The organism is Massilia oculi, assembly GCF_003143515.1.
In the GTDB taxonomy this organism is placed as follows: Bacteria; Pseudomonadota; Gammaproteobacteria; order Burkholderiales; family Burkholderiaceae_D; genus Telluria; species Telluria oculi.
In genome coordinates this window covers 245,014-271,401 of record NZ_CP029343.1, presented here as the reverse complement: position 1 = coordinate 271,401, position 26,388 = coordinate 245,014, and the positions used below count along the sequence as shown (strand labels likewise).

Genomic DNA, 26,388 nt, shown 5'->3' with positions numbered 1-26,388 from the left:
GTCATTTCCATAAGACGGGTTTTGATGCTGCTACCTTACGGAATCGCCTGATGCGGCGCCATCGGCGTGCGACAGGCTGCGCTTTTCGCGGGGCAGGGCGCCGTAGGCGCGGATGGCCGTCGCCGCCGCCTGGCCGCTGCGCACCGCCGTCTCCAGGGTGGCCGGGTAGTCGCTGGCCGTGTAATCGCCGGCCAGCACCAGGCCGGGCAGGGCGGTGGTGTTGCCTGGGCGCACTAGCGCAGGCGAGCAGCTGAAGGTCGCGCGTTTCTCGGTGATCAGCTGGGTCCAGCCTGGGGCGGCCAGTTCCGGCCGTCCGAACTCCTCAGCCAGCTGGGATGCGATGGCGGTTGCCAGCTGTTCGCGTGGAAGGGTCGCGGCCTCGGCGGCGGCGCTCACCACCACCGCCAGCAGGCCGTCCTGGGCCGCATCCAGCTGAGCGCGGTCGAAGACGAACTGGCCCCAGCGGTTCGTCGCAGGATCGTCCAGCAGGGCGTAGAACGGCAGCGCCAGCCGGGTGCCGGGCGCGTATTGCAGATAGCAGGTGGCGATCGGCTCGTGGGTAAAGGCGTCAAGCTGGCCGGCCAGCGCCGCCGCCTCGGGCAACCTCGCCAGCAGCGCGGCGCTCACCGGCGCCGGGGTGGCCAGCACCACCGCGTCGAAGCGCCCGGCCGCGGCATCGGCGCCGGATTCCACCAGCCAGCCGTCGCCGTCGGGTTTGATGCCCGTGACCTTGACGCCCAGGCGGACGGCATGACCCTGGCGTTCGAGCCAGGCGCCGGCGGGTTCCGGGAACAGCGCTCCCATGGGCAGGCGCGGCAGCAGCATGTCGGAGGCGGCGCGCCGGCTGGCGCCCAGGCTGTCGCGCAGCACGGCCAGGAAGACATTGGCCGAGGCCCGTTCCGGCGGCGTGTTCAGGGCCGCGATGCACAGCGGACGCCACATCAGCCGGGTCAGGCGCTCGGTCTGGCCGAAGCGCTCCAGCAGCTCGAGCACCGTGAAGTCATTGTCCAGCTGCCAGCCCATCCAGCGCCCGGCGCTGTTGAAGCGGGCCAGCGCCAGCTTGTCGTCGCGGTCCAGGCCCTTCGCGCGCAGCAGGGCGAATGCCAGGTGCAGCGGCGCAGGCAGGCGTGGTGCGGCGAAGTCCATGCCGTCGCCGCCCGCGGGATAGCGCATCTGCACCGGCAGGCGCAGGAAAGCGGTCTTCTCGTCGACGCCCACCCTGTTCATGAGGCGCAGCGATTCGCGGTAGGCGCCCAGCAGGATGTGCTGGCCGTTGTCCAGGGCCAGTCCGCGCACTTCGACGCCGCGCGCGCGCCCGCCCAGGCTGCGGGCGGCCTCGTACAAGGTCACCTGGCAGCCCTGGCGCGCCAGCTCCACCGCCGCCGCACAGCCGGCCCAGCCGCCGCCGGCAACGGCGACGTGCAGCTCAGGTGCGGACATAGGTTTTCCACGCCAGCCAGAGCTTACGCAGCGGCGTGAGCGAGATGCGCTGGTTGAGCACGTGGAAGCCGTCGCGCTGGATCTCGTCCAGCAGGGTGCGGTAGATGGCGGCCATCATCAGGCCGGGACGCTGTGCGCGCCGGTCTTCCTTCGGCAGCAGGGCCAGGGCCTCGTCGTAGACGGCTTGCGCGCGCTCGGCCTGGAAGCGCATCAGCGCCTCGAACTTGTCGCTGTGCTGCAGCTTGAGCAGGTCGTTGGCGGTGACGCCGAACTGCTGCAGCTCGTTGACCGGCAGGTAGATGCGGCCCTTGCGTGCATCGTCGCCGACGTCGCGGATGATGTTCGTCAGCTGGAAGGCCAGGCCGAGCTTTTCGGCATAGGCCAGGGTCTGCGGATTGGTGTAGCCGAAGATGCTGGCCGAAAGGATGCCGACCACGCCCGCCACGTGCCAGCAATAGCGCTGCAGGCCCGGGTAGTCGAGGTAGCGGCTCTGGTCGAGGTCCATCTCCATGCCGTCGACGATGGCCAGCAGGTGGTTTTCTTCCAGTCGATAGGTGGCGATGTGCGGCTGCAGGGCCAGCATCACCGGATGGGTCGGGGTGCCCGAGTACATCTTCGAGACCTCGGTGCGCCACCAGGCCAGCTTGATGCGCGCCACCGAACCGTCGGTCGCCTCGTCGACGGTGTCGTCGACTTCGCGGCAGAAGGCGTACAGCGCCGTGATCGCACGCCGGCGCTCGGGCGGGAGAAACAGGAAGCTGTAGTAGAAACTGGAGCCGCTTTGGACGGTCTTTTGCTGGCAGTATTCGTCTGGAGACATGAAATTGTCGTGAAATGCTGGTCGGGGCGCGGCCGAATCAGGGGATGCCGCGCGGTCAATCCGCTATCTTAGCCGATGAGTGTGAAATCAGGGTTGCCGGAAGGGTCATTACATCCGTAACGCGCCCCAGCCGACCATGAACCAGTCGGGCGCCGACAGCACCGGGCGGCGCCGGAACACGTCGTAACCGGCCTGCTCGATGCGGTCGAGGATGCGCAGGCCGCCGTGGACGATCATCCTCAGCTCCCAGCCGATGCGGCCCGGCAGGCGCTTGGCCAGCGGGGCGCCCGACAGCATCAGGGCGCGGGTGCGCTCGACCTCGAAGCGCATCAGGGCCTGGAACGGCGCGTCGACCGTGCCGGCGCGCAGCGCCGCCTCGCTCACCTTGAAGCGGGCCAGGTCTTCCAGAGGAATGTAGATGCGCCCCTTTTCCAGGTCGATCGCCACGTCCTGCAGGAAGTTCGTCAGCTGCAGCGCGCTGCAGATGGCGTCGGAGTCGCGCACATTGTCGGCGTCGTCGGCGCCGTACAGCGCCAGCATCAGGCGGCCGACCGGATCGGCCGAGCGGCGGCAATAATCGAGCAGGTTCGCATAGTCGGCATAGCGCTGGGTGACGACGTCCTGCTTGAAGGCCGACAGCAGGTCGCGCATCGGGTCCAGCCGCAGGCGGTATTGGGCGACGACGCCGGCCAGGCGCGCGAACATCGGATCCGGCGACGCTGCGCCGACACCGATCTGGTCCAGTTCGCGTTCGTAGGCTTCGAGGGCGGCCAGCCGCTCGTCGGGCGTGGCATTGCCTTCGTCGGCCAGGTCGTCGGCGCTGCGGGCGAAGGCATAGATCGCCTCGACCGCCGGCACCAGGCGGCGCGGCAGCAGGATCGAGGCGACAGGAAAGTTTTCGTAGTGGTCTACGGCCATTTTGGACGGATGACTCTAAAGTCACCTGATTTATCTATTTGCATGATTATAATTGCTGGATTACAAACTGGCGCTAATGTGACCCTACTGCGCAGCCAGCTCCGGCCCGAGACGCCGCTAGATCAGCCAAAGGATTGCCACTGTGTTTTCCCGTATTTCCTCTTCCGCCCTGCGCGCAGCCGTGCTGGCGCCGCTTGCCGCCGCCCTGGTCGCCTGTTCCAAGCCCGCCCCACCTGCTGAGGACGTGCGTCCGGTCCGCGTGACCACCCTGGCCGCCGACACCGCGGGCGAGCGCCTGGAATTCTCCGGCGACGTGCGCCCGCGCTACGAATCGCAGCTCGGTTTCCGGGTCGGCGGCAAGATCGTCGAACGCAAGGTGGACGTCGGCGCCACGGTCAGGCGCGGCGACGTGCTGATGCGGCTCGATCCGCAAGACCTGCGCCTGGCCGAAAGCCAGGCCCGCGCCACGCTGCGCGCCGCCGAGACCGAGCGCGACCTGGCCCGCGCCGACTACAAGCGCCACGTCGACTTGCGCGCCCAGAATTTCGTCAGCCAGGCGGTGCTCGACGCCAAGCAGAGCGCCCTGAAGGCGGCCCAGGCCAATGTCGACGCCGCCCGCGCCGGGCTGCGTGGCCAGGCCAACCAGGCCAACTATACGAACCTGGCGGCCGACGCCGACGGCGTGGTGACCGCCATCGAGGCCGAAGTGGGGCAGGTGGTGCAACCCGGCAGCCCGGTGGTGCGGGTGGCGAGAACCGTCGAGAAGGAAGTGGTGATCGGCATCCCCGAAGACAAGGTCGGGCAGCTGCGCGCGGCCCGCGACGTCACCGTGCGCCTGTGGGCCAACGAGGCGGTAGCGATCCGCGGCAAGATCCGCGAAGTGTCGCCGGTGGCCGATCCGGCCACCCGCACCTATACGGTCAAGGTGGCCATTCCCGAGAACGCCGAAGTCCGCCTGGGCATGACGGCGACGGTCGAACTCGCCACGGGCGGCAATGGCGCGGCCGGCCTGCGCCTGCCCCTGACCGCGCTGGTGCAGCACAAGGGCGCCAGCTCGGTCTGGATCGTCGAGAACGGCGCTGTCAAGCTGGTGCCGGTGCAGGTGGTCGGCCAGGTGCGCAATGACGTGCTGGTCACGGGCCAGGTGGCCGCCGGCCAGAACGTCGTCACCGCCGGCGTCAACCTGCTGCGCGACGGCCAGAAGGTGCGCATCCTCACCGCCGACGTCTCGCGCCGCGCCGACACCGAAGCGATCGTGTCGGGCGAGGTCGGCAAATGAAGGGTTTCAATCTGTCGCGCTGGGCGCTGGAGCACATCCCCCTCACGCGTTTCCTGATCGCCGCCTGCATGCTGTTCGGGATCCTCAGTTACTTCGAGCTGGGCCAGGACGAGGATCCTCCCTTCACCTTCCGCGCGATGGTGGTGCGCGCCGTCTGGCCGGGCGCCACCGCGCTGCAGATGGCCGAGCAGGTGACCGACCCGCTGGAGCGCAAGCTCCAGGAGACGCCCTATATCCACACGATCCGCAGTTTTTCCAAGCCGGGCGAGACCACGATCATCCTCGAGCTGCGCGAATCGACGCCGCCGTCCGAGACTTCGCCGGCCTGGTACCAGGTGCGCAAGAAGATCGGCGACATCGCGGGCACCCTGCCGCAGGGCGTGATCGGGCCGTTCTTCAACGACGAATTCGGCGACACCTACGGGTCCATCTTCGCGCTGTCCGGCGACGGCTTCACCTATGCCGAGATGCGCGACTATGCCGACTTCGTGCGCCAGCAACTGCTGCGCGTGCCGCTGGTGGCCAAGGTCGAGCAGTTCGGCGTGCAGAGCGAGAAGGTGTATATCGAGTTCTCGAGCAAGAAGTTCGCCCAGCTGGGCGTGCCTTTCGAGCAGATCGTCAACCAGATCGCGACCCAGAACCAGGTCGAGGCGAGCGGGGTGCTGGTGACGGGGACCGACAATCTGCAGGTGCGGGTCACGGGCGCGCTGCGCACGCTGGGCCAGATCGAAGACCTGCAATTGCGCGCCGGCGGCACCACCTTCCGCCTGGGCGACTTCGCGACCGTCAAGCGCGGCTACCAGGATCCGCCGGCCGACAAGATGCGTTTCAACGGCAAGGAAGTCATCGGCCTGGGCGTGTCGATGCAAAAAGGCGGCAACATCATCACCATGGGCGAAGGCCTGAGCGAGACGGTGGACCGCATCCGCTCCCAGCTCCCGGTCGGCATCGAACTCGAACGGGTGGCCGACCAGCCGCAGGCGGTGACGGCCTCGGTCGGCGAATTCGTCAAGGTGCTGATCGAGGCGGTGGTGATCGTGCTGATCGTGTCCTTCCTGGCGCTGGGCCTGCACACCAAGCCGAGGTGGCGGGTGGACGTGTATCCGGGCCTGGTGGTGGCGCTGTCGATCCCGCTGGTGCTGGCGATTACCTTCCTGTTCATGCGCATGCTGGACATCTCGCTGCACAAGATTTCGCTCGGCGCCCTGATCATCGCCCTCGGCCTGCTGGTGGACGACGCCATCATCGCAGTCGAGATGATGGTGCGCAAGATGGAAGAAGGCTTGTCCCGCTTCGAGGCGGCCACCTTCGCCTACACCTCGACCGCGATGCCGATGCTGACCGGGACCCTGATCACGGCGGCGGGCTTCCTGCCGATCGGCCTGGCCGAATCGGCGGCCGGCGAATACACGTTCACGATGTTCTCGGTGAACGGACTGGCGCTGCTGATCTCGTGGGTGGTGGCGGTCACGTTTACGCCCTACATCGGTTTCCTGCTGCTGAAGGTGAAGCCGCATGCCACCGGGGAGGGCAGCCATCACGACGTCTTCGACACGCCCGGCTACCAGCGCTTCCGGCGCCTGGTGAACCGCTGCGTCGAGTGGAGAAAAACCACGATCGCGCTGAGCCTGGGCGTCTTCGCCCTGGGCGTGTTCGGCTTCAATTTCATCGAGAAGCAGTTCTTCCCCGATTCGAGCCGCCCCGAGCTGATGGTGGAGCTGTGGTCGCCCGAAGGCACGAGCTTTGCCGCCAACGAAGCCGTCGTGAAGCGCTTCGAGGCCTTCCTGGCCAAGCAGGAGGGCGTGCAGAGCGTGACGAGCTACGTCGGCACCGGCAGCCCGCGCTTCTACCTGCCGCTGGACCAGATATTCCCGCAGTCGAACGTGTCCCAACTGGTGGTGCTGCCCGTCGATACCGAGGCGCGAGAACGCCTGCGCATGAAGATCATCGAGGTGTTCAAGACCGACTTCCCCGAGGTGCGTGGCCGGGTAAAGCTGCTGCCGAACGGGCCGCCGGTGCCGTATCCGGTGCAGTTCCAGGTGCTGGGCCCGGACATCGGCGTGGTGCGCACCATCGCCGACCAGGTCAAGGAAGTGATGGCCGCCAACCCGAACACGCTGGGCGTGAACGACAACTGGAATGAGTCGGTCAAGGTGCTGCGCCTGGACCTCGACCAGGACAAGCTGCGCGCGCTGGGCGTGACCTCGCAAGCCGTGCGGCGCGTGGTGCAGACGACGTTGACCGGCACCCCGATCGGCCAGTTCCGCGAATCGAACCGCCTGATCGACATGGTGGTGCGCCAGCCGTTCGAGGAGCGTTCGACCATCACCCGCCTGCAGGAAGCGCTGGTGCCGACCGCCGGCGGGCGCGCCGTCACCATCGGCCAGGTCGCGCGGGTCCAGTTCGTGTGGGAGCCGGGCGTGGTGTGGCGCGAGGGCCGCGAGTGGGCGATCATGGTGCAATCCGACGTGGTGGAGGGCATCCAGGGGCCGACCGTGACCGACCAGGTCGACGCCAAACTGGCCGGCATCCGCGCCAGACTGCCGGCCGGCTACCGCGTGACGGTGGAGGGCGCGGCGGCCGACAGCGCCGAGGCCGAGGCCTCGATCATGGCCAACGTGCCGCTGGTGCTGTTCATCACGTTCACCTTGCTGATGCTGCAGCTGCACAGCTTCTCGCGTTCGCTGCTGGTGTTCCTCACCGGCCCCCTGGGCGTGGCGGGAGCGGCGATGGCGCTCTTGATCCTGGACCGGCCGTTCGGTTTCGTCGCCAATCTTGGCGTGATCGCGCTGTTCGGGATGATCATCCGCAATTCGGTGATCCTGGTGGACCAGATCGAGCATGACATCGCGAACGGCAGTCATCCGTGGGATGCGATCGTGGAATCGGCGGTGCGGCGTTGCCGGCCGATCCTGTTGACGGCGGCTGCTGCGGCGCTGGCCATGATCCCGCTTTCCCGGTCGACGTTCTGGGGGCCGATGGCGGTGGCGATCATGGGCGGGTTGATCGTGGCGACGGCGTTGACCTTGCTGTTCTTGCCGGCCTTGTATGCAATGTGCTTCCGCGTCAAGAAGCCGGAGTCGTGATTGGCGCGGGCGGGGTAGGGTGTCCGGGTTCCCCGTCCACGCGTCCAATATACGGATGAGCTGCAATATTCATCGCACCATACCCCGCACCGCTAAAAATGATGCCCAATAGTGTCAGAAATTCCAGTAAAATAATCGTTTGAAGTTGTAGCCCCTAAACATTGGAGTGCAGGGCGGCCGGTTTCACTGTCGGTCGTCCTTTGTTTTTGTGGCAATTATGCAATCCTGAGCGAGGATGGCGAAATTGGTAGACGCACCAGGTTTAGGTCCTGACGCCAGCAATGGTGTGGGGGTTCGAGTCCCCCTCCTCGCACCACGAATAATTATTTTTTTGGACGATTTTTACAATGGCAACTGCAGTCGAAACCCTGGGTAAACTCGAGCGTCGCTTGACGATCTCTTTTCCGGTCGCTGACGTCCGTACCGAAGTCGAAAAGCGCCTGAAGCAGCAGGCCAAGACGGCCCGCGCGCCGGGCTTCCGTCCAGGCAAAGTGCCGATGAAGATGGTCGCTGCCCAGTACGGCTACCAGATCGAAACCGACGTGCTGAACGACAAGGTCGGCCGCGCTTTCAACGAAGCCGCCGTCGAGAACGAGCTGCGCGTTGCCGGTTTCCCGAAAATCGAGCCTAAGCAAGACGCTGAAGAAGGCACGCTGTCCTTCGACGCCACCTTCGAAGTGTATCCGGAAGTCGTGATCGGCGACCTGGCTGCCGTCGAAGTCGAGACCGTCAACACCGACGTCAGCGACGTCGAGATCGACAAGACCATCGACATCCTGCGCAAGCAGCGCGTGCACTACCACACCAAGGGTGAAGCAGGCGAACACGGCACCGGCGGCGAAGCCGTGGCCGCCAACGGCGACCGCGTCACCGTCGACTTCGTCGGCACCCTGGACGGCGTCGAATTCGCTGGCGGCAAGGCGGAAGACTACGCCTTCGTGCTGGGCGAAGGCCGCATGCTGCCGGAATTCGAAGCGGCGACCGTTGGCCTGAAAGTTGGCGAGAGCAAGACCTTCCCGCTGGCTTTCCCGGAAGACTACCATGGCAAGGACGTGGCAGGTAAAACCGCCGAGTTCACCATCACCCTGAAAGCCCTGGAGTGGGCGCACCTGCCGGAAGTCGACGCCGAATTCGCCCAATCGCTGGGCATCGAAGACGGCTCGATCGACAAGATGCGCGAAGACATCAAGGTCAACCTGGAACGCGAAGTGCGCGCGCGTGTCAAAGCACGTAACAAGGAAGCCGTGATGGACGCCCTGGTCAAGTCGACCGAACTGGACGTGCCGCAAGTCATGATCGAGCAGGATTCGGAACGCCTGGCCGAAATGACCCGCCAGGACATGGCGCAGCGCGGCATGGACGTGTCCAAGCTGCCATTCCCGGCCGAGATGTTCAAGGACAAGGCTGAGCGCCGCGTGCGCCTGGGCCTGATCCTGTCGCAACTGGTCGCCGACAACAACCTGCAAGCTACCCAGGAGCAGGTGAAAGCCCAGATCGAAGACTTCTCGCAAAGCTACGAAGATCCGAAAGAAGTGCTCAAGTACTACTTCAGCGACCGTCGTCGCCTGGGTGAAGTCGAAGCTCTTGTATTGGAAGAAAACGTCGTCAACTATGTACTCGGCAAGGCGAAAGTGTCGACCAAGACCATCGCTTTCGATGAACTGATGGGCAGCGTCCCACAGGCCTGAAGAATCGAACTTGCCGGCCTCCAGGGCCGGCATTTTTTTCAATGGCCTCTTTATAAGGAACGAGACGGGTATGATTCGTAATCCGGCATTGGATACACAAGCACTCGGCATGGTGCCGATGGTGATCGAACAGAGTGGCCGCGGCGAGCGCGCCTATGACATCTATTCGCGCCTCTTGAAGGAGCGCGTGATCTTCCTGGTCGGTCCTGTCAACGACCAGATGGCGAACCTGATCGTCGCCCAGATGCTGTTCCTGGAAAGTGAAAATCCTGACAAGGATATTTCGCTCTACATTAATTCCCCGGGCGGCTCCGTCTCGGCGGGCCTGGCGATCTTCGACACGATGAACTTCATCAAGCCGGACGTCTCGACGCTGTGCACCGGCCTGGCCGCCTCGATGGGCGCCTTCCTGCTGGCCGCCGGCGCCAAGGGCAAGCGTTTCTCGCTGCCGAACTCGCGCGTCATGATTCACCAGCCATCGGGCGGATCGCAGGGCATGGCATCGGATATCGAAATCCAGGCCAAGGAGATCTTGTACCTGCGCGAGCGCCTGGCGCGCATCATGGCCGACAACACCGGTCAGAGCATCGAGCAGATCCACAAGGATACCGACCGCGACCGCTTCATGTCGGCGGAAGAATCCGTCGAATATGGCATGATCGACAAGGTCCTGACCAGCCGCGGGTAGGTTTCAGCCCCGTACCTCGAAAGAGGTGTTGGAAAAAAACGCCCGGACGCGATCACGTTCGGGCGTTTGTTTTTTATTTCGGGTAGCATGTTCGTAGGTGCACAGGTTGCGCTGCCTTCAGGGCATGTCACATTCGCACTTGTTGCATACTCGTATAAGCGTTATATTCACAGCAATTCAATAGAGTCCTGCCCCCATGTCAGACAAAAAATCCTCCAGCGGCGAAAAACTTCTGTACTGCTCGTTCTGCGGAAAGAGCCAGCACGAAGTCAAGAAGCTGATCGCGGGACCGTCGGTGTTCATCTGCGATGAATGCATCGACCTGTGCAACGACATCATCCGCGATGAAACGTCGAACGTCGAAACGGTGGCGGGCGCCAAGTCCGACCTGCCGACGCCACACGAAATCACCGAACTGCTCGACCAGTACGTGATTGGCCAGCAAACGGCCAAGCGTATCCTGTCGGTGGCCGTGTACAACCATTACAAGCGCCTCAAGCACCTGGGCAAGAAAGACGAAGTCGAACTGGCCAAGAGCAATATTCTGCTCGTGGGCCCCACCGGCTCCGGCAAGACCCTGCTGGCCCAGACCCTGGCGCGCATGCTCAACGTTCCCTTCGTGATCGCCGACGCGACCACCCTGACCGAAGCCGGCTATGTCGGCGAAGACGTCGAGAACATCATCCAGAAGTTGCTGCAGAGCTGCAACTATGAGGTGGAAAAGGCGCAGCGCGGCATCGTCTACATCGACGAGATCGACAAGATTTCGCGCAAGTCCGACAATCCATCGATCACCCGCGACGTCTCGGGCGAAGGCGTGCAGCAGGCGCTGCTGAAACTGATCGAAGGTACGATGGCGTCGGTGCCGCCACAAGGTGGCCGCAAGCATCCGAACCAGGACTTCGTGCAGATCGACACGACCAACATCATGTTCATCTGCGGCGGCGCCTTCGACGGCCTGGCCAAGGTAATCCAGAACCGCTCGGTCAAGAGCGGCATCGGTTTCGGCGCCACGGTCAAGAGCCTGGACGACGGCTACAACGCCGAGATCCTGCTCGAAGCCGAGCCGGAGGATTTGATCAAGTTCGGCCTGATCCCCGAGCTTGTCGGCCGCCTGCCGGTGGTGGCTGCCCTCTCCGAGCTGACCGAAGAAGCGCTGATCCAGATCCTGGTCGAGCCGAAGAATGCGCTGATCAAGCAGTATTCGAAGCTGCTCGAGATGGAAGGCGCCGAGTTGGAAATCCGTCCCGCCGCCCTGCATGCGATCGCCAAGAAGGCGCTGGCGCGCAAGACCGGCGCCCGCGGCCTGCGTTCGATTCTCGAGCACGCGCTGCTGGATGTGATGTATGAATTGCCAAGCCAGCAAAACGTCGTGAAAGTCGTCATCGATGAAAATACGATCACGAATGGCGCTAAACCTTTGCTGATTTATAGCGAAACCGCGAAGGCATCCGGAGAGAATTGAAAAAAGCCCGCACGCACGCCACAAAAGGCTTGCCGTGCGGACTCAACTAGGTACAATCAATCTCAATAAAAGACTTCGGCTTCAATCGAAAAGCCACTCGCGGTGCGCCGCGCGGTGGCTTTTTCTATTTAGAATCGGTCTTTTATTGGAACGGCTATATTCTTCGGCAAGTTGAAACTTTTTTACTTGTAGAAAATATTTTTGCTGGGTGGCCCTTGTGTTTTCACTGCCCAGCGCCCAAGTTCAGCAACACGCTTTCTATAAGGTATGCCATGACAACTTCGAAATTAACCGAGCAAACGACGCTGCCACTTCTGCCGTTGCGCGATGTGGTTGTGTTCCCGCATATGGTGATACCTCTGTTCGTCGGCCGTCCAAAATCCATCAAGGCGCTTGAAGCCGCGATGGAGCAGGGCAAGAGTATCATGCTGGCTGCCCAGAAGGCCGCCGCCAAGGACGAACCCTCCGCCGCAGACATCTACGAGATCGGCTGCGTGGCCAATATTCTGCAAATGCTGAAACTCCCGGACGGCACCGTAAAGGTGCTGGTGGAAGGTTCCCAGCGCGCGCGCATCGATAATATTACCGATGGCGACACCCATTTCGTGGCCGACCTCACGCCGCTGAATTCGGAAATCGGCGACGATTCCGAAGTCGAAGCGATGCGCCGTGCGATCGTCCAGCAATTCGACCAGTACGTCAAACTCAATAAAAAGATTCCGCCCGAGATCCTGGCTTCGCTGGCCGGCATCGACGACGCCGGCCGCCTGGCCGATACCGTCGCCGCCCACCTGCCGCTCAAGCTCGAGCAAAAGCAGGTGATCCTGGAGATCTTCAACGTCGCCAAGCGCCTGGAGCATCTGCTCGGCCAGCTGGAAGGCGAACTGGACATCCTGCAGGTCGAAAAGCGCATCCGCGGCCGCGTCAAGCGCCAGATGGAGAAATCGCAGCGCGAGTACTACCTGAACGAACAGGTCAAGGCGATCCAGAAGGAACTGGGCGAAGGCGAAGAGGGCGCCGACATCGAGGAGCTCGAGAAGAAAGTTATCGCAGCCAAGATGCCGAAGGAAGCCATGGAAAAAGCCCAGGCCGAGATCCGCAAGCTCAAGCTGATGTCGCCGATGTCGGCCGAAGCCACCGTGGTGCGCAATTACATCGACACCCTGGTGTCGCTGCCATGGAAGAAGAAATCGAAAGTCACCGCCGATCTCCAGAACGCCCAGAACGTGCTTGAGCAGGATCACTACGGCCTCGACAAGATCAAGGAACGCATCCTGGAATACCTCGCGGTGCAGCAGCGCGTCGACAAGCTGAAGGCCCCGATCCTGTGCTTCGTCGGTCCTCCTGGTGTCGGCAAGACGTCCTTGGGCCAGTCGATCGCCCGCGCCACGAACCGCAAGTTCGTGCGCATGGCGCTGGGCGGCGTGCGCGACGAAGCCGAGATTCGCGGCCACCGCCGCACCTATATCGGCTCGATGCCGGGCAAGGTGCTGCAGTCGCTGGCCAAGGTCGGCGTGCGTAATCCGCTGTTCCTGCTCGACGAGATCGACAAGATGGGCGCGGACTTCCGCGGCGACCCGTCGTCGGCCCTGCTCGAGGTGCTGGACCCGGAGCAGAACCACACGTTCTCGGACCACTACCTGGAAGTCGACTTCGACCTGTCGGACGTGATGTTCGTGGCGACCTCGAACTCGTTCAACATCCCGCCGGCGCTGCTGGACCGGATGGAAGTCATCCGCCTGTCGGGTTACACCGAAGACGAGAAGACCTCGATCGCGCAGCGCTACCTGCTGCCGAAGCAGATGAAGAACAACGGCCTGAGGGAAGACGAGATCAAGGTCGAAGAGTCGGCGATCCGCGACATCATCCGCTACTACACCCGTGAAGCCGGCGTGCGTTCGCTCGAGCGCGAAGTGTCGAAGATCTGCCGCAAGGTGGTCAAGATGCTGCTGCTGAAAAAAGGTTCGGCCGCGGCCGAGAAGCGTGTGATCGTCAATGCCAAGAACCTGGATAAATTCCTGGGCGTGCGTCGTTACGACTTCGGCGTGGCCGAGAAGGACAACCAGATTGGCCAGGTGGTCGGCCTGGCCTGGACCGAGGTGGGCGGCGACCTGTTGACCATCGAAGCCGTCAACGTTCCGGGCAAGGGCGCCATCATCCGCACCGGTACGCTGGGCGACGTGATGAAGGAGTCGATCGAGGCCGCCCGCACCGTGGTGCGTTCGCGCGCGCAGCGCTTCGGCATCAAGAACGAAGTGTTCGAGAAGACCGACATCCACATCCACGTGCCGGAAGGCGCGACGCCGAAGGACGGTCCGTCCGCCGGCATCGGCATGACGACCGCGCTGGTCTCGGCCTTCACCGGCATCCCGGTGCGCGCCGACGTGGCGATGACGGGCGAGATCACGCTGCGCGGCGAAGTGCTGCCGATCGGCGGCCTGAAAGAGAAGCTGCTGGCGGCGCATCGCGGCGGCATCAAGACGGTGCTGATCCCCGAGCAGAACGTGAAGGACCTGGCCGAGATCCCGGACAACGTCAAGAACAAGCTCGAGATCGTGCCGGTGCGCTGGATCGAGAAGGTGCTTGAAGTCGCGCTGGAGCGCCAGCCGGAAGCCCTGGCTGACGTGCCTGCGGTCGCCGTGGCGCCGGCCCCGAGCGAGGGGCAGAGCGAAGTGGTCAAGCACTAGGTCCGGTTGGTAGTCGTGAAAACAGGCGCCCATGCGGCGCCTGTTTTTTTGCCCGTACCGCTTGTATTGACGGGCGCTTTCGGAAAAGGCGCTGTACCCGTTCGATATGGATGAGCATTGAACTGCTGAGCTGACCCGCGCTCCAACCCCGGTCGTCATCGATCGGGAGCGCGCAATGAAAGCGCCGGAAAGGTCATCAACAGATAACGATGACAGCGCTTTCGAAAACGATCGAAGCTTCCTTCGATCATGCTCGCTTGACATCCCTATGTTGCCCTTGTTTAATATGCGCTTGCACTTTTGCAGCAATGGCGCGGTGTGCGTCACGAACGAAAACGAGGAAACGAGTGAACAAGACAGAACTGATCGAAGAAATCGCGAAGTCCGCGGACATTACGAAGGCCTCGGCGACGCGTGCACTCGACGCCATGATCGAAGCGGTCACCGAAAGCCTGAAGAAGAACGACAGCGTCACCCTGGTCGGCTTCGGCACCTTCACCGTGGGCGAGCGCGCAGCGCGTACCGGCCGCGATCCACGCACCAAGGAACCCATCAAGATCAAGGCTGCGAAGGTTCCGAAATTTAAGGCTGGTAAAGCGCTGAAAGATGCTGTAAACTAATGCCTTCTTCGCGATGACAAGCGTAGAAAGCAGCAGGATAATGTCGTATCCGTCCTGATGCTTGTTGTAGCGTTTATTTGCTGGAGCGGTAGTTCAGTTGGTTAGAATACCGGCCTGTCACGCCGGGGGTCGCGGGTTCGAGCCCCGTCCGCTCCGCCACCAAATAAACGCGATGACGAAAGTCTGGAGCGGTAGTTCAGTTGGTTAGAATACCGGCCTGTCACGCCGGGGGTCGCGGGTTCGAGCCCCGTCCGCTCCGCCAGAATTCAGTAAGACAGGGGCAGCTCAGAAAAGAGCCGCCTCGAAACGAGAAGAGGCGAACGCGAGTTCGCCTTTTTTTTTAACTTTGCGTGAGCCGATCCCAGTAGGGGGAAGCTCATGGCGATGCATGGCACGCGTGAGCAACGCAGCCCACGCTTGCCAGGCGCGCCAGGAGCGACTCCCACCTACCGGGATCGGCTCATAATGCATTCTCAACCTTGAATGGCTGACCATGTTTGAATTTATTCGGACCCACAAGCGCTGGATGTACGGGATCCTGCTGCTCTTGATCGTTCCCTCGTTCGTGTTCGTGGGGATGGAAAGTTACCAGAGCAATGACGGCGGCGCCGGTGTCGCCACCGTCGATGGCCAGAAGATCACCCAGCAGGAATGGGAAGACGCGCAGCGCCGCCAGATCGACCAGGCGCGCCAGATGATGGGCGCGCAGTTCGACCAGAAGCTGTTCGAAACCCCGGAAGCCAAGCAGGCGATCCTGAACAACCTGGTGGCCGAGCGCGCCATCAACGCCGAGATCAACCGTGCGCACATGACCGTGAGCGATGCGACCCTGCAGAAGACCATCATGGACATCCAGCAGTTCCGCCTGCCGGACGGTGGCTTCGACATGGAAGCCTACAAGGCCGCGCTGGCCGCACAGGGCATGACGCCCGAGATGTTCGACCAGCGCCTGCGCCGCGACCTGACCGTGCAGCAGCTGTCGGGTTCGATCCAGGCAACCGCCTTCGCGCCACGCACCGTGGCCAACCGCCTGTCGGACATCAACGACCAGGAACGTGAAGTGCAGGAAGTGCTGTTCCCGCTGTCGACCTATCTGCCGCAGGTGAAGGTCACCGACGAGATGGTCAAGTCCTATTACGACAAGAACGCGCAACTGTTCCAGATCCCGGAGCAGGTGAAGGCCGAATACGTCGTGTTCGATGCGTCGACCGTCGAGAACCAGGTGCAGGTCACCGACGCCGAAGTCACCGACTTCTACAACAAGAACCTCAAGAACTACACCACGCCGGAGCAGCGCAGCGCGAGCCATATCCTGATCACGGTGTCGCGCGATGCCGACGCCGCAACCCAAGCCGCCGCCAAGAAGAAAGCCGAGGCCGTACTGGCCGAGGTGCGCGCCAATCCGGACAACTTCGCCGCGATCGCCAAGGCCAACTCGCAGGATCCGGGCTCGGCCCAGTCGGGCGGCGACCTGGGCGTGGTCGAGAAGGGCCTGTTCGTGAAGTCGGTCGAGGACGCGATCTACGCGCTGAAAGAGGGCGAGACGAGCGGCCTGGTGCAGTCGGAATTTGGCTGGCACATCGTCAAGGTCACCGCGGTCAAGCCGTCGACGCAGCGTTCGCTGGACGATGCGAAGAGCGACATCGCCGCCGATCTCAAGAAGCAGAAGATGTCGGCCAAGTACACCGAGCTGGCTGGCGTGTTCAGCGAGACCGCGTATGACCAGTCCGAAAGCCTGAAGCCGGTCGCGGACAAGCTCAAGCTGCAGATCCAGACCGCCGACAACCTGACCCGCACGCCGAACCCGGCGCTGGGCGACTCGCCGATCAACAACGCCAAGTTCCTGACCGCGCTGTTCAGCAACGAAGCGATCAAGAACAAGCGCAACACCGAAGCCGTCGAAGTCGCGCCGAGCGTGCTGGTCTCGGGCCGCGTGGTCGAGTTCCGTCCGGCGACCAAGCGTCCGCTGGCCGAAGTCGATGCGCAGATCCGCCAGCGCGTGACCCTGGAAGAAGCGCCCCGCCTGGCGCGCGCCGCCGGCGAAGCGAAACTGAACGCCGCCAAGGCCTCGGGCGACGCCACCGGTTTCGGCGCGCCAGTGAGCGTGTCGCGCACCAAGGAGCCGGCCATCAACCAGACCGCCGCGATCGCGGTGCTGAAGGCCGACGTGACCAAGCTGCCGGCCTATGTCGGCGTCGAGGTGCCGGGCCAGGGCTATGGCGTGTACCGCATCGGCAAGGTGTCGCAGCCGGCCCAGCCGGATACGGCGCGCCGCAAGCAGGAATCCGACCAGATCGGCAACCTGGTGGGCCAGCAGCAGATGTATGACTACGTCGAGGCGCTGAAGGCCAAGGCCAAGGTGAAGATCAACGTCAAGCCCACTGAGCTGGGCACGAATACCGACGGTCAGTAAGCCGATCGTTGGACGACAAAAAGCCCGGCTGCTCGCGCAGCCGGGCTTTTTGCTTTCTGTCGGTCGCTACGGGTGGAGCCGACGCGCGGCAGACAGGAAGTCGTCCTGCCCGATGTCGTCCAGTTCGAGCGCCTCGGCCTGCGGATAGCGCACGAAGTTGCGGTCGATCGAGCGCAGGTAGGCCGGATCGTAGTGCCGCACCAGCAACTGGTCGACCAGTTCCGCCATTTCTCCGCCATTGGCCATCGCCTGCCAGGCGTCGATTTGCGCGCGGCCGTGCAGCTGAACGAGGTGGTCCAGCTGGGCATTGAGCGCCGACGGATCGGCGCAGAAGTGCTCGTAGTCCTCCATCAGGAGCCGCACGCGGTTCGGGCGCGACAGCCTGACCGCGATGCACGGCGAAGCGCGCATGCGCTCCATGACGGCGCCCGGCACGCGCAGGTTGCCGACCTTCTTGCTCTCGGATTCGACGAACACGGGCTGTTCGGGATCGAAGCGGCGCAGCGTGTCCCATACCAGGCTTTCGAACATCTTCTGCGTCGGTTGCGGTTCGTTCGGCAGGTGGCCCAGCACCGAACCGCGGTGGGCGGCAAGCTTCTCGAGATCGAGCACTTGGGCGCCGATGCCATCGAGCGTTTCCAGCAAGCGGCTCTTGCCGCTGCCGGTGGTGCCGCAAATGACGCGGAAATTCAGTTCCGGAGGATGCTCCAGCGCCGCGCTCACGTGCGCCCGATACGTCTTGTAGCCGCCTTCGAGCTGCGCCACCGGCCAGCCGATGCGCGCCAGGACGTGCACCATGGCGCCGCTGCGGTTGCCGCCGCGCCAGCAGTACACCAGCGCACGCCAGTCGCGCGGCTTGTCGGCGAACAGGGTTTCGATGTGGCGCGCGATATTGTGGGCGACGATCGGCGCGCCGACCTTCTTGGCTTCGAAGGCGCCGGTCTGCTTGTACAGCGTACCGACGCGGATCCGCTCCTCGTCGTTCAGGACGGGGCAGTTGATTGCGCCGGGAATGTGGTCGAGGGCGTACTCGGCCTCGCTGCGCGCGTCGATGATCGCATCGAAGGTGTCGAGCTGCGCCAGCAGGGCGTCGAACCCCAGGACTTCCGGATACTTCATGCTCATTGAAACTTACTTTTTGATGAGAGCCGCGAACTGCGGCCAGATGTTATTGAGGATGATCGGATGCGCTTGCGCCGTCGGATGCAGGCGGTCTTGCTGGAACAGGCCCGGCTTGTCGGCCACCCCTTCGAGCATGAACGGCACCAGCGGCGACTTGGTGGATTTGGACACCGTCTCGAACATATTGAAGAAACGTTCGGTGTATGCACGTCCATAATTCGGCGGCATGCGCATGCCGACCAGCAGCACGCGCGCCTTGGTATCGTGCGCCATGGCGATCATGGCGCGCAGATTGGCTTCGGCGGAAGGCACGGGCAGGCCGCGCAGGCCGTCGTTGGCGCCCAGTTCGATGACGACGACGTCGGGACGATGCTGCTTGATCAGGGCCGGGAGGCGCGCGCGGCCGCCGCTGGTGGTCTCGCCACTGATGCTGGCGTTGACCACCTTCGCCTCGATTTTCTCGGATTTGAGTTTTTGCTCCAGCAGTGCCACCCAGCCCGCGCCGCGCGCGATGCCGTACTCGGCCGACAGGCTGTCACCCACCACGAGCACGGTTTTTGGTGCAGAATAGGCGCTCGCCGTCGCGGCCAAGGTGAGAAATGCGACGACAGTCAAATTTTTAAGAAAAGCTAGCATGCGTGATTATCCCGAGGCATTCAAGAACGGCGTCAGCGACGCCGGCGTACATGCAGGCCGTCCGCCCGCGATCCAGGTAAGCGCTTTGTCGAAGAAGGTGGCCGACGCCAGCGGCGAGCTCACCATCCTGCAAAACATCGATTTTACCGTGCAACCGGCCGAGACGCTCGCGTTGGTGGGCGCATCCGGCTCGGGCAAGTCGACCCTGCTCGGCCTGCTTGCCGGCCTCGATACGCCGTCGTCCGGCACCGTTCTGCTCGATGGCGCCGACATCTTCGCCCTCGATGAGGACGGCCGCGCGGCCTTCCGCAAGGCCAAGCTGGGTTTCGTGTTCCAGTCGTTCCAGCTGCTGGCGCATCTGACCGCGCTCGAGAACGTGATGCTGCCGCTCGAACTGCGCGGCGACGCCGGGGCGCGCGAGAAGGCCACCGAGATGCTGGGCCGGGTCGGGCTGTCCAGCCGCCTGAAGCACTATCCCAAATTCCTTTCCGGTGGTGAGCAGCAGCGCGTCGCGCTGGCGCGCGCCTTCGTCACCGAACCGCCGCTGCTGTTCGCCGACGAACCGACCGGCAGCCTCGACGCGGCCACCGGCGAGTCCGTCATCCAGCTGATGTTCGAACTCAACCGTGAACGCGGCTCGACCCTGGTGCTGGTGACGCACGACCCCGGCATGGCGGCGCGCTGCGGCCGTACGATCACGATCGCGGCCGGCCGCCTGGTGGAATAACACCTTCAACGGCTGGCTGCATCCCGCACCAGCCGGTTCAACACCTTGCGCACGGCCGCCGGCAGCTCGCCCGCGGTCATGCCGATCGGGCCGACCCCTTCGTCCACCAGCGCATCGGCCGCCGCGCCATGGATCCAGGTCGCAGCCGCGGCCGCCTCCCATCCGGTCCACCCTTGCGCCAGCAGGGCGCCGCAGATTCCCGCCAGTACGTCGCCGCTGCCCGCCGTGGCCAGGCCGGCATTGCCCGTCGGGTTGACCAGCACTTCACCGTCCGGCCGCGCGATCACCGTGCCAGAGCCCTTCAGGATCACCGTTGAATTGGTCCGCAGCGCCATTTCGCGCGCGGCTTCCAGGCGGTCGGACTGCACGACCGCCGCCGTCATTCCCAGCAGGCGCGCGCCTTCGAGCGGATGCGGCGTCAATACCGCCGGCGCGGTGCGCTGCGCCAGGCGCGATTGCAAGTCGGGGCTGGCGCCGATCAGGTTCAATGCGTCGGCGTCGGTCACCAGCGGGCTGTCGCTGTCGAGCGCCTTGGCCAGCAGGCGGATCGCATTGGCCGAGTCGCCCATGCCGGGGCCGATCACCAGGGTGCGGCCGAAGAAATCGACATCGTCGGCGGCGCGGAACATGATTTCGGGCTGGCTGCTGTCGTAGCCGGGCGGCGTGTTCAGCGCGGCGATGTAGACACGGCCGGCGCCAGCGTACAGCGCGCCGCGCGCGGCCAGCACCGGCGCGCCGGCCATGCCGTGGGCGCCGCCGACGATGACGACGTCGCCGAAGCTGCCTTTATGGGTGTTGTGGCGCCGCGCGGTGAATCGGCCGGCGAACAGCGGCAGGCCGTTCAGTTGCGCCGTAGCACGCGGCAGCGTCCCGATGCCGACGCCGAGCATGTCCAACCTGACCTCGCCGGCATGGTCGCGGCCATCGGCGGTGTGCAGGCCCGGCTTATCGCCCAGGAACGTGATCGTGTGCGTGGCGCGCACCGCGATGCCGTCCGGGCCGATCACGGCGCCGGTCTCGGCGTCCAGGCCGCTCGGCACGTCGAGCGCCAGGATCGGGCAGTGGATCGAATCGAGACCGACCACCACTTCACGATAGTCGCCGTCGACCGGCCGCTCCAGCCCGATGCCGAACAGGCCGTCGATGACGAGGCCCCATTCGGCGCCGGGCGGCAGCATGTCGATCCAGCCGACCGAGCCGGCGCGGGCGCGCTCGTAGGCGGCCGCCGTCTCGGCCGAGGCGTCGCGCCGGCCCGGCAAATGCAGGACGGTCGCGTCGACGCCGGCCTCGGCCAGGTTGGCCGCGGCTTCGAGCGCATCGCCGCCATTGTTGCCGGGTCCGGCCAGCACCAGCACCGGCCGGTCGCGCCGGTCGCCCAGCAGTTCGAGCGCATAATCCGCGGCGGCCCTGCCGGCGCGCTGCATCAGGGTGCCCGGCGCCAGGTTGGCGCAGGCCGCTTGTTCGATGGCGCGCAGTTGCGCGACCGTGTAAAGATGTCGTTCCATGCTCGTGTCTGATCGTGAGGGGCAGGGCCCATTGTCGTGCATTTCCGCCAACGTTGTCGCGCCGTCCGATCTACAATAGGCGCTTCACGCGCGACAAGAGGAGCAGGGCATGGATTGGCAGTTCTGGATCGACCGAGGCGGCACCTTCACCGATATCGTGGCGCGGCGCCCGGATGGACAACTCGTCACGCACAAGCTGCTGTCGGAGAATCCGGAACAGTACCGCGATGCGGCCGTGGCCGGCATCCGCCACCTGCTGGGCGTCGCTCCTGGTGAGCCGCTGCCGGCGGCCAGTGTCGAAGCCGTGAAGATGGGCACCACGGTGGCCACCAATGCGCTGCTCGAGCGTAAGGGCGAGCCGACCGCGCTCGCGATCACGCGGGGTTTCTGCGACGCGTTGCGCATCGCCTACCAGAACCGGCCGCGCCTGTTCGACCGCCACATCGTGCTGCCCGAGCTGCTGTATGCACAGGTGATCGAGATCGACGAGCGCATGGGCGCCCATGGCGACGTCGTGCAGCCGCTGGACGAGGCTTCGGCCCGGGCCAGCCTGCAACAGGCTTTCGATGCCGGCCTGCGCTCGCTGGCGATCGTTTTCATGCACGGCTACCGCCACACGGCGCACGAGGCCGCGGTGGCGCGCATCGCGCGCGAGATCGGGTTCACGCAGGTATCGAGCTCGCACGAGGTGAGCCCGATGATGAAGCTGGTCGCGCGTGGCGACACCACCGTGGTCGACGCCTACCTGTCGCCGATCCTGCGCCGCTATGTCGACCAGGTGGCGGGCGAGCTGCCGGGCGTGAACCTGCAGTTCATGCAGTCCAACGGCGGCCTGACCGATGCGCGCGCCTTCCAGGGCAAGGACAGCATTCTCTCCGGCCCGGCGGGCGGCATCGTCGGCATGGTGCGCGCTAGCCGCCTGGCCGGCTTCGAGCGCGTGATCGGCTTTGACATGGGCGGCACTTCGACCGACGTCTCGCACTTCTCGGGGGAGTTCGAACGCGTGTTCGAGACCCAGGTCGCCGGCGTGCGCATGCGCGCGCCGATGATGAGCATCCATACGGTGGCCGCCGGCGGCGGCTCGATCCTGCATTTCGATGGCAGCCGCTATCGCGTGGGGCCGGACAGCGCCGGCGCCAACCCGGGCCCGGCCAGCTACCGCCGCGGCGGACCGCTCGCGGTCACCGACTGCAACGTGATGCTCGGTAAGGTGCAGCCGGATTACTTCCCGCGCCTGTTCGGGCCGCGCGGCGACGAAACGCTGGACGCCGCCGCAGTGCGCGCGCGCTTCGGCGAGATGGCCGACCGGATCGGCGCCGCGCTAGGGGAGCGGCCGGCCCCGGAGGCGGTGGCCGAAGGCTTCATCCAGATCGCCGTGGGCAATATGGCCAATGCGATCAAGCAGATCTCGGTGCAGCGCGGCCACGACGTGACCGACTACGCGCTCACCAGCTTTGGCGGCGCGGGTGGCCAGCACGCCTGCCTGGTGGCCGACGCGCTGGGCATGAAGACGGTCTTCATCCACTCGCTGGCCAGCGTGCTGTCGGCCTATGGCATGGGCCTGGCCGACCAGACCGCGATGCGCGAGCAGGCGGTGGAAGAAAAGCTGTCGGATGCGGCGCTCGATGCGCTGGCCACGCGCCTGTCGGCGCTGGGCGAGGCGGCGCGCGGCCAGTTGCTGCAGCAAGGTGTGGAGCATGGGCGCATCGTGCTGGTCGAGCGCGTCCACCTGCGTTACGAGGGCACCGATTCGGCGCTGGTCGTGCAGTTCGGCGATATGGCCTCGATGCAGGCGCAGTTCGAGCAGGCGTACAAGCGTCGGTACTCGTTCCTGATGCCGTCGCGCGCGCTGATCGTCGAAGCCGTGTCGGTGGAAGCGATCGGCCAGTCCGATACGCCGCCCGAGCAGCAGGCGAGCGCGCCGACGCAGGAGGCTGTTCCGGCGCCTCGGGAAACCGTGCGCATGTTCAGCGGCGCGCGGTGGCATCGGACGGGCATCTACGCGCGCCGCACCCTGCAGCCTGGACACGTGGTGTGCGGTCCGGCCATCATCGCCGAGGACAATGCGACCACGGTCGTGGAGCCGGGCTGGCAGGCGCAGGTCACAGGCACCAATCACCTGGTGCTGCAGCGCGTGGAAGCGCTGCCGGAACGGCGCGCGATCGGCACCACGGCCGATCCGGTGATGCTCGAGATCTTCAACAACCTGTTCATGTCGATTGCCGAGCAGATGGGACTGCGGCTCCAGAACACGGCCTATTCCGTCAACATCAAGGAACGCCTGGACTTCAGCTGCGCGATCTTCGACCATGACGGCAACCTGGTCGCGAACGCGCCGCACATGCCGGTGCACCTGGGCTCGATGGGCGAAAGCATCAAGACCGTCATGCGCGAAAACGCCGGCCGCATGCGTTCGGGCGACGTCTATGTGCTCAACGATCCGTACAACGGCGGCACGCATTTGCCGGACGTGACCGTCATCTCGCCGGTGTTCGACGAAGCGGGACGGGACATCCTGTTCTACGTCGGCTCGCGCGGCCACCACGCCGATATCGGCGGCACCACGCCGGGTTCGATGCCGCCGGATTCGGATCACATCGAGCAGGAAGGCGTGTTGATCGACAATTTCAAGCTGGTCGACGGCGCGGACGGCATCCTGCGCGAAGCGCAAGCACGCGCCATGCTGCAAGGCGCGCGCTACCCGGCCAGGAATCCCGACCAGAACATGGCCGACCTGCGCGCCCAGGTGGCCGCCAACCAGAAGGGCGTCGAGGAGCTGCGCAAGATGGTGGCGCATTTCGGCCTGGACGTCGTGCGCGCCTATATGGGCCACGTGCAGGACAACGCCGAGGAGGCCGTGCGGCGCGTGATCCCGGCGCTCAGGGACGGCAGCTTTCACTACGAGCTCGATAACGGCGCCCACATCGACGTCGCCATCCGCGTCGACGGGGCCACGCGCAGCGCGGAAGTCGATTTCACGGGCACGTCGGGCCAGCTGCCGAACAATTTCAATGCGCCGTCGAGCGTGTGCATGGCGGCGGTGCTGTACGTGTTCCGTACGCTGGTGGACGACGAGATTCCGCTGAACGCCGGTTGCCTGAAACCGTTGAAGGTCATTATCCCGCCCGGCTCGATGCTCAACCCGCATTACCCGGCCTCGGTGGTGTCGGGTAACGTCGAGACCTCGACCTGCATCACCAACGCCCTGTATGGCGCGCTGGGCGTGATGGCGGCGGCGCAGGGGACGATGAACAACTTCACCTTCGGCAACGCGCGCTACCAGTACTACGAGACCATCTCGGGCGGCTCGGGCGCGGGCGAAGGGTTTGACGGGACCGACGTCGTGCAGACGAATATGACCAACTCGCGGCTGACCGATCCCGAGATCCTGGAATTCCGCTTCCCGGTGCGGCTCGAGAGTTACGAGATCCGGCGAGGATCGGGCGGCGCCGGGCGCTGGCATGGCGGCAATGGCGGCGTGCGCAAGGTGCGCTTCCTGGAACCGATGACGGCGGCGATCCTGTCGAATAACCGCATCCACGCGCCGTTCGGCATGGCCGGTGGACAGGATGCGCAGCGCGGTCGCAATCGCGTGGAGCGTGCCGACGGCCGGGTCGAACAGCTGGGCCATATCGGCAAGACCGATATGGCCGTGGGCGACGTGTTCGTGATCGAGACGCCGGGCGGGGGCGGGTACGGAGAACCTTCCTGAACCGCGTGGTGCCATTTAGCGTGGTGCCATTTACTCAGCGGCGCGGATGATCACGGCCCTGGCCCCTGTGGTGATGGCCGCCATGTCCGCCATGTCCGCCATGGTGGCCACCCGAGCGATGGGCGCCGTGACCGTGGCCCGGGCCATGGTCACGGTATTCCCGCGCCAGGCTGCCGTCGCAGGCGGATTTGTAAGGAATTGCTACGGGAATAGGGACGACGTGCGCGCAGGGCGATGATCTGCAGGTTCGCCCCGGCGGGCGCGTGAATACATCGAAAAGGAGAATGCATGTCGCGTCGACTGGTTCCACGATTTGTGCTGCTCGCCCTGTGCGGCGTATTGTCTGCGTGCGGCAGCGCGGAGCGAGAAACGCGGTCCACGGCGGGCGCCGCATTCCCGGCGCCAGGCGCTGCCGCGCCGCTGGCGGTCGTCGGCGCCGCCTGGGACAACTTCAACCACCGCGGCACCGTCATCTGGGCTTGCCGCGACCTGGCCAGCGGCATGGTCTCGACGAGCATGTGTCACGGCCTGGTCAAGGACGACCGCCATTGGCCGGGAATGGCCGTGCCTCCGGACTATCGGGGCATGCCCGACGCCTGACGCCCGTCCAGCGACGGGATGCTCAGGCTGGCCCCGTGATTCGCCCGCCCGGCTCCAGGCTGCCGGCGAAGCGCCGGGCATACTCTTCGGCGCCGAACGCCTCGACCACGAAGTCGACGAAGGCGCGTGTCTTGCCCGGCAACAGCTCGCGTCTCGCATAGTAGAGCGAGATCGCCCCCGCATCCGCCCACCAGTGCGGCAATACCCTGACCAATTCACCCGACTCCAGCGACGACAGCACATCGGGCACGGCCAGCATGGCCACGCCCAGGCCCAGGCGTGCGCACTCCCTGACGGCAGCCGGATCGTTGACGACGATCGTCTCCCGCGTCAATGCGGCGACCTCGTCGCCCTGGGCGTTGCGCATATTCCAGGTACGGATGCGGCCGGACGCCAGCGAACGCATGACGATGCAATCGTGCTCCAGCAAACCCGACGGGTCGAGCGGCGGCATGCGCCCTGCCAGGTAGGCGGGAGAGGCGACGGCGATGACGTGCGCCGGCGCCAGTGGCCGGGCGACGACGGCGGGAGCGAGCTCGAAGCCGCCGCCGATCGCGGCGTCATAGCCTTCGGCGATCAGGTCGACTGGACGGTTCTCGAAATGCCACTCGGGGCGGATGCGCGGGTAACGCCGCAGGAAGGCGGGCAGCAGCGGCAGCAGCCAGTCGATTCCGAGGGAAGGGGAAACGCTGATCTTGAGGACGCCGCCCGGCGAGCCTTCGTCCGTCGCCACCGCCTCGATCGCGTTCTGCAACGACGCCAGGTTGTCGCCGATCGCCGCCAGGAAGGTTTCACCCGCCTCGGTCAGCGTCAGCTTGCGCGTCGAGCGCTGGAACAGCCGCACGCCCAGGTTGCGCTCGAGCATGGCGACGTTCCGGCTGACTGCCGCCGGGTGAGGGCAAGGCGGCGCGCGGCGGCCGAAAAGCTGCCGCCCTGCGCGCTGCGGACGAACGATTCGAGGTTGGCGAGGGTCTCCATCCGA

The 26,388-nt window shown here is 64.9% G+C and carries 17 protein-coding genes, 3 tRNA genes and 1 pseudogene; 14 read left to right on the top strand and 7 right to left on the bottom strand.

Going from position 1 to position 26,388, the window contains the following annotated elements:
• Positions 1-30 precede the first annotated feature (30 nt).
• From hpnE to hpnC, 3 genes are all read right to left on the bottom strand, one after another.
• On the bottom strand, positions 31-1,440 hold the full coding sequence (hpnE, locus tag DIR46_RS01180) for a hydroxysqualene dehydroxylase HpnE (RefSeq protein ID WP_109343608.1): 1,410 nt from the start codon (positions 1,438-1,440) through the stop codon (positions 31-33).
• Positions 1,427-2,260, bottom strand: a complete 834-nt coding sequence (hpnD, locus tag DIR46_RS01175; protein WP_109343607.1) for a presqualene diphosphate synthase HpnD — start codon at positions 2,258-2,260, stop codon at positions 1,427-1,429. Before hpnD ends, hpnE begins: the two co-directional genes overlap by 14 nt.
• Before the next feature lie 108 nt (positions 2,261-2,368).
• On the bottom strand, positions 2,369-3,178 hold the full coding sequence (hpnC, locus tag DIR46_RS01170) for a squalene synthase HpnC (RefSeq protein WP_109343606.1): 810 nt from the start codon (positions 3,176-3,178) through the stop codon (positions 2,369-2,371).
• A gap of 142 nt (positions 3,179-3,320) precedes the next feature.
• Here hpnC and DIR46_RS01165 point away from each other — a divergent pair, with 142 nt between their 5' ends.
• The 11 genes from DIR46_RS01165 to DIR46_RS01115 all read left to right on the top strand — a co-directional run bounded on the left by DIR46_RS01165 (position 3,321) and on the right by DIR46_RS01115 (position 17,104).
• The gene (locus tag DIR46_RS01165; protein WP_109343605.1) at positions 3,321-4,457 is read left to right on the top strand and encodes an efflux RND transporter periplasmic adaptor subunit; all 1,137 of its coding nucleotides are present in this window, start codon (positions 3,321-3,323) and stop codon (positions 4,455-4,457) included.
• Positions 4,454-7,543, top strand: a complete 3,090-nt coding sequence (locus DIR46_RS01160) for an efflux RND transporter permease subunit (protein WP_109343604.1) — start codon at positions 4,454-4,456, stop codon at positions 7,541-7,543. Before DIR46_RS01165 ends, DIR46_RS01160 begins: the two co-directional genes overlap by 4 nt.
• 229 nt (positions 7,544-7,772) lie before the next feature.
• Positions 7,773-7,859: transfer RNA gene (locus DIR46_RS01155), tRNA-Leu, on the top strand.
• Positions 7,860-7,890: 31 nt separating this feature from the next.
• Entirely contained in the window at positions 7,891-9,231 is a 1,341-nt protein-coding gene (gene tig / locus DIR46_RS01150; protein ID WP_109343603.1) for a trigger factor, read from the top strand.
• A 70-nt stretch (positions 9,232-9,301) separates the two neighbouring features.
• Entirely contained in the window at positions 9,302-9,919 is a 618-nt protein-coding gene (clpP, locus tag DIR46_RS01145; protein WP_109343602.1) for an ATP-dependent Clp endopeptidase proteolytic subunit ClpP, read from the top strand.
• Between the two features lie 196 nt (positions 9,920-10,115).
• Positions 10,116-11,384, top strand: coding sequence for an ATP-dependent Clp protease ATP-binding subunit ClpX (clpX, locus tag DIR46_RS01140; RefSeq protein ID WP_109343601.1), 1,269 nt, complete (start codon positions 10,116-10,118; stop codon positions 11,382-11,384).
• Positions 11,385-11,656: 272 nt separating this feature from the next.
• Positions 11,657-14,071 carry an endopeptidase La gene (lon, locus tag DIR46_RS01135; protein ID WP_109343600.1) on the top strand — a complete coding sequence of 805 codons (2,415 nt, stop codon included), beginning with the start codon at positions 11,657-11,659 and terminating at the stop codon, positions 14,069-14,071.
• 308 nt (positions 14,072-14,379) lie between these two features.
• Positions 14,380-14,691, top strand: coding sequence for an HU family DNA-binding protein (locus tag DIR46_RS01130; RefSeq protein ID WP_162819654.1), 312 nt, complete (start codon positions 14,380-14,382; stop codon positions 14,689-14,691).
• A gap of 82 nt (positions 14,692-14,773) precedes the next feature.
• Positions 14,774-14,850 (top strand) — tRNA-Asp (locus tag DIR46_RS01125).
• Between the two features lie 26 nt (positions 14,851-14,876).
• Positions 14,877-14,953 (top strand) — tRNA-Asp (locus DIR46_RS01120).
• Positions 14,954-15,184: 231 nt separating this feature from the next.
• The gene (locus DIR46_RS01115) at positions 15,185-17,104 is read left to right on the top strand and encodes a SurA N-terminal domain-containing protein (RefSeq protein ID WP_109343599.1); all 1,920 of its coding nucleotides are present in this window, start codon (positions 15,185-15,187) and stop codon (positions 17,102-17,104) included.
• 66 nt (positions 17,105-17,170) lie between these two features.
• On the opposite strand, the gene mnmH is transcribed toward DIR46_RS01115, so the two are convergent.
• Together mnmH and DIR46_RS01105 are read right to left on the bottom strand one after the other, a co-directional pair.
• Positions 17,171-18,223 (bottom strand): tRNA 2-selenouridine(34) synthase MnmH, encoded by a 1,053-nt coding sequence (gene mnmH / locus DIR46_RS01110; protein WP_109343598.1) that lies wholly within the window; start codon positions 18,221-18,223, stop codon positions 17,171-17,173.
• A 12-nt stretch (positions 18,224-18,235) separates the two neighbouring features.
• Positions 18,236-18,862: an arylesterase gene (locus DIR46_RS01105; protein ID WP_109343597.1), complete on the bottom strand. Its 627-nt coding sequence runs from the start codon at positions 18,860-18,862 to the stop codon at positions 18,236-18,238.
• Between DIR46_RS01105 and DIR46_RS01100 the strand changes: the two genes are divergently transcribed.
• Positions 18,861-19,589, top strand: coding sequence for an ABC transporter ATP-binding protein (locus tag DIR46_RS01100; protein WP_109343596.1), 729 nt, complete (start codon positions 18,861-18,863; stop codon positions 19,587-19,589). The two genes, DIR46_RS01105 and DIR46_RS01100, sit on opposite strands and share 2 nt — an antisense overlap.
• Positions 19,590-19,594: 5 nt before the next feature.
• On the opposite strand, the gene DIR46_RS01095 is transcribed toward DIR46_RS01100, so the two are convergent.
• Positions 19,595-21,094 carry an NAD(P)H-hydrate dehydratase gene (locus DIR46_RS01095; RefSeq protein WP_109343595.1) on the bottom strand — a complete coding sequence of 500 codons (1,500 nt, stop codon included), beginning with the start codon at positions 21,092-21,094 and terminating at the stop codon, positions 19,595-19,597.
• A 109-nt stretch (positions 21,095-21,203) separates the two neighbouring features.
• Here DIR46_RS01095 and DIR46_RS01090 point away from each other — a divergent pair, with 109 nt between their 5' ends.
• Both DIR46_RS01090 and DIR46_RS01080 read left to right on the top strand, forming a co-directional pair.
• Positions 21,204-24,806, top strand: coding sequence for a hydantoinase B/oxoprolinase family protein (locus DIR46_RS01090; RefSeq protein WP_109343594.1), 3,603 nt, complete (start codon positions 21,204-21,206; stop codon positions 24,804-24,806).
• A 288-nt stretch (positions 24,807-25,094) separates the two neighbouring features.
• Positions 25,095-25,406 (top strand): hypothetical protein, encoded by a 312-nt coding sequence (locus DIR46_RS01080; protein WP_162819358.1) that lies wholly within the window; start codon positions 25,095-25,097, stop codon positions 25,404-25,406.
• A gap of 22 nt (positions 25,407-25,428) precedes the next feature.
• Here DIR46_RS01080 and DIR46_RS01075 read toward each other — a convergent pair.
• Positions 25,429-26,384 (bottom strand): annotated as a pseudogene (locus tag DIR46_RS01075) (LysR family transcriptional regulator).
• Positions 26,385-26,388 lie beyond the last annotated feature (4 nt).

Coding starts and splice junctions, on each gene's coding strand:
- clpP (WP_109343602.1), top strand. CDS start 9,302: ATGATTCGTAATCCGGCATTGGATACACAAGCACTCGGCATGGTGCCG.
- DIR46_RS01080 (WP_162819358.1), top strand. CDS start 25,095: ATGTCGCGTCGACTGGTTCCACGATTTGTGCTGCTCGCCCTGTGCGGC.
- DIR46_RS01130 (WP_162819654.1), top strand. CDS start 14,380: ATGGCGCGGTGTGCGTCACGAACGAAAACGAGGAAACGAGTGAACAAG.
- hpnE (WP_109343608.1), bottom strand. CDS start 1,440: ATGTCCGCACCTGAGCTGCACGTCGCCGTTGCCGGCGGCGGCTGGGCC.
- hpnC (WP_109343606.1), bottom strand. CDS start 3,178: ATGGCCGTAGACCACTACGAAAACTTTCCTGTCGCCTCGATCCTGCTG.
- tig (WP_109343603.1), top strand. CDS start 7,891: ATGGCAACTGCAGTCGAAACCCTGGGTAAACTCGAGCGTCGCTTGACG.
- hpnD (WP_109343607.1), bottom strand. CDS start 2,260: ATGTCTCCAGACGAATACTGCCAGCAAAAGACCGTCCAAAGCGGCTCC.
- DIR46_RS01115 (WP_109343599.1), top strand. CDS start 15,185: ATGTTTGAATTTATTCGGACCCACAAGCGCTGGATGTACGGGATCCTG.
- DIR46_RS01105 (WP_109343597.1), bottom strand. CDS start 18,862: ATGCTAGCTTTTCTTAAAAATTTGACTGTCGTCGCATTTCTCACCTTG.
- DIR46_RS01160 (WP_109343604.1), top strand. CDS start 4,454: ATGAAGGGTTTCAATCTGTCGCGCTGGGCGCTGGAGCACATCCCCCTC.
- DIR46_RS01090 (WP_109343594.1), top strand. CDS start 21,204: ATGGATTGGCAGTTCTGGATCGACCGAGGCGGCACCTTCACCGATATC.
- lon (WP_109343600.1), top strand. CDS start 11,657: ATGACAACTTCGAAATTAACCGAGCAAACGACGCTGCCACTTCTGCCG.
- clpX (WP_109343601.1), top strand. CDS start 10,116: ATGTCAGACAAAAAATCCTCCAGCGGCGAAAAACTTCTGTACTGCTCG.
- DIR46_RS01095 (WP_109343595.1), bottom strand. CDS start 21,094: ATGGAACGACATCTTTACACGGTCGCGCAACTGCGCGCCATCGAACAA.
- DIR46_RS01100 (WP_109343596.1), top strand. CDS start 18,861: ATGCGTGATTATCCCGAGGCATTCAAGAACGGCGTCAGCGACGCCGGC.
- mnmH (WP_109343598.1), bottom strand. CDS start 18,223: ATGAAGTATCCGGAAGTCCTGGGGTTCGACGCCCTGCTGGCGCAGCTC.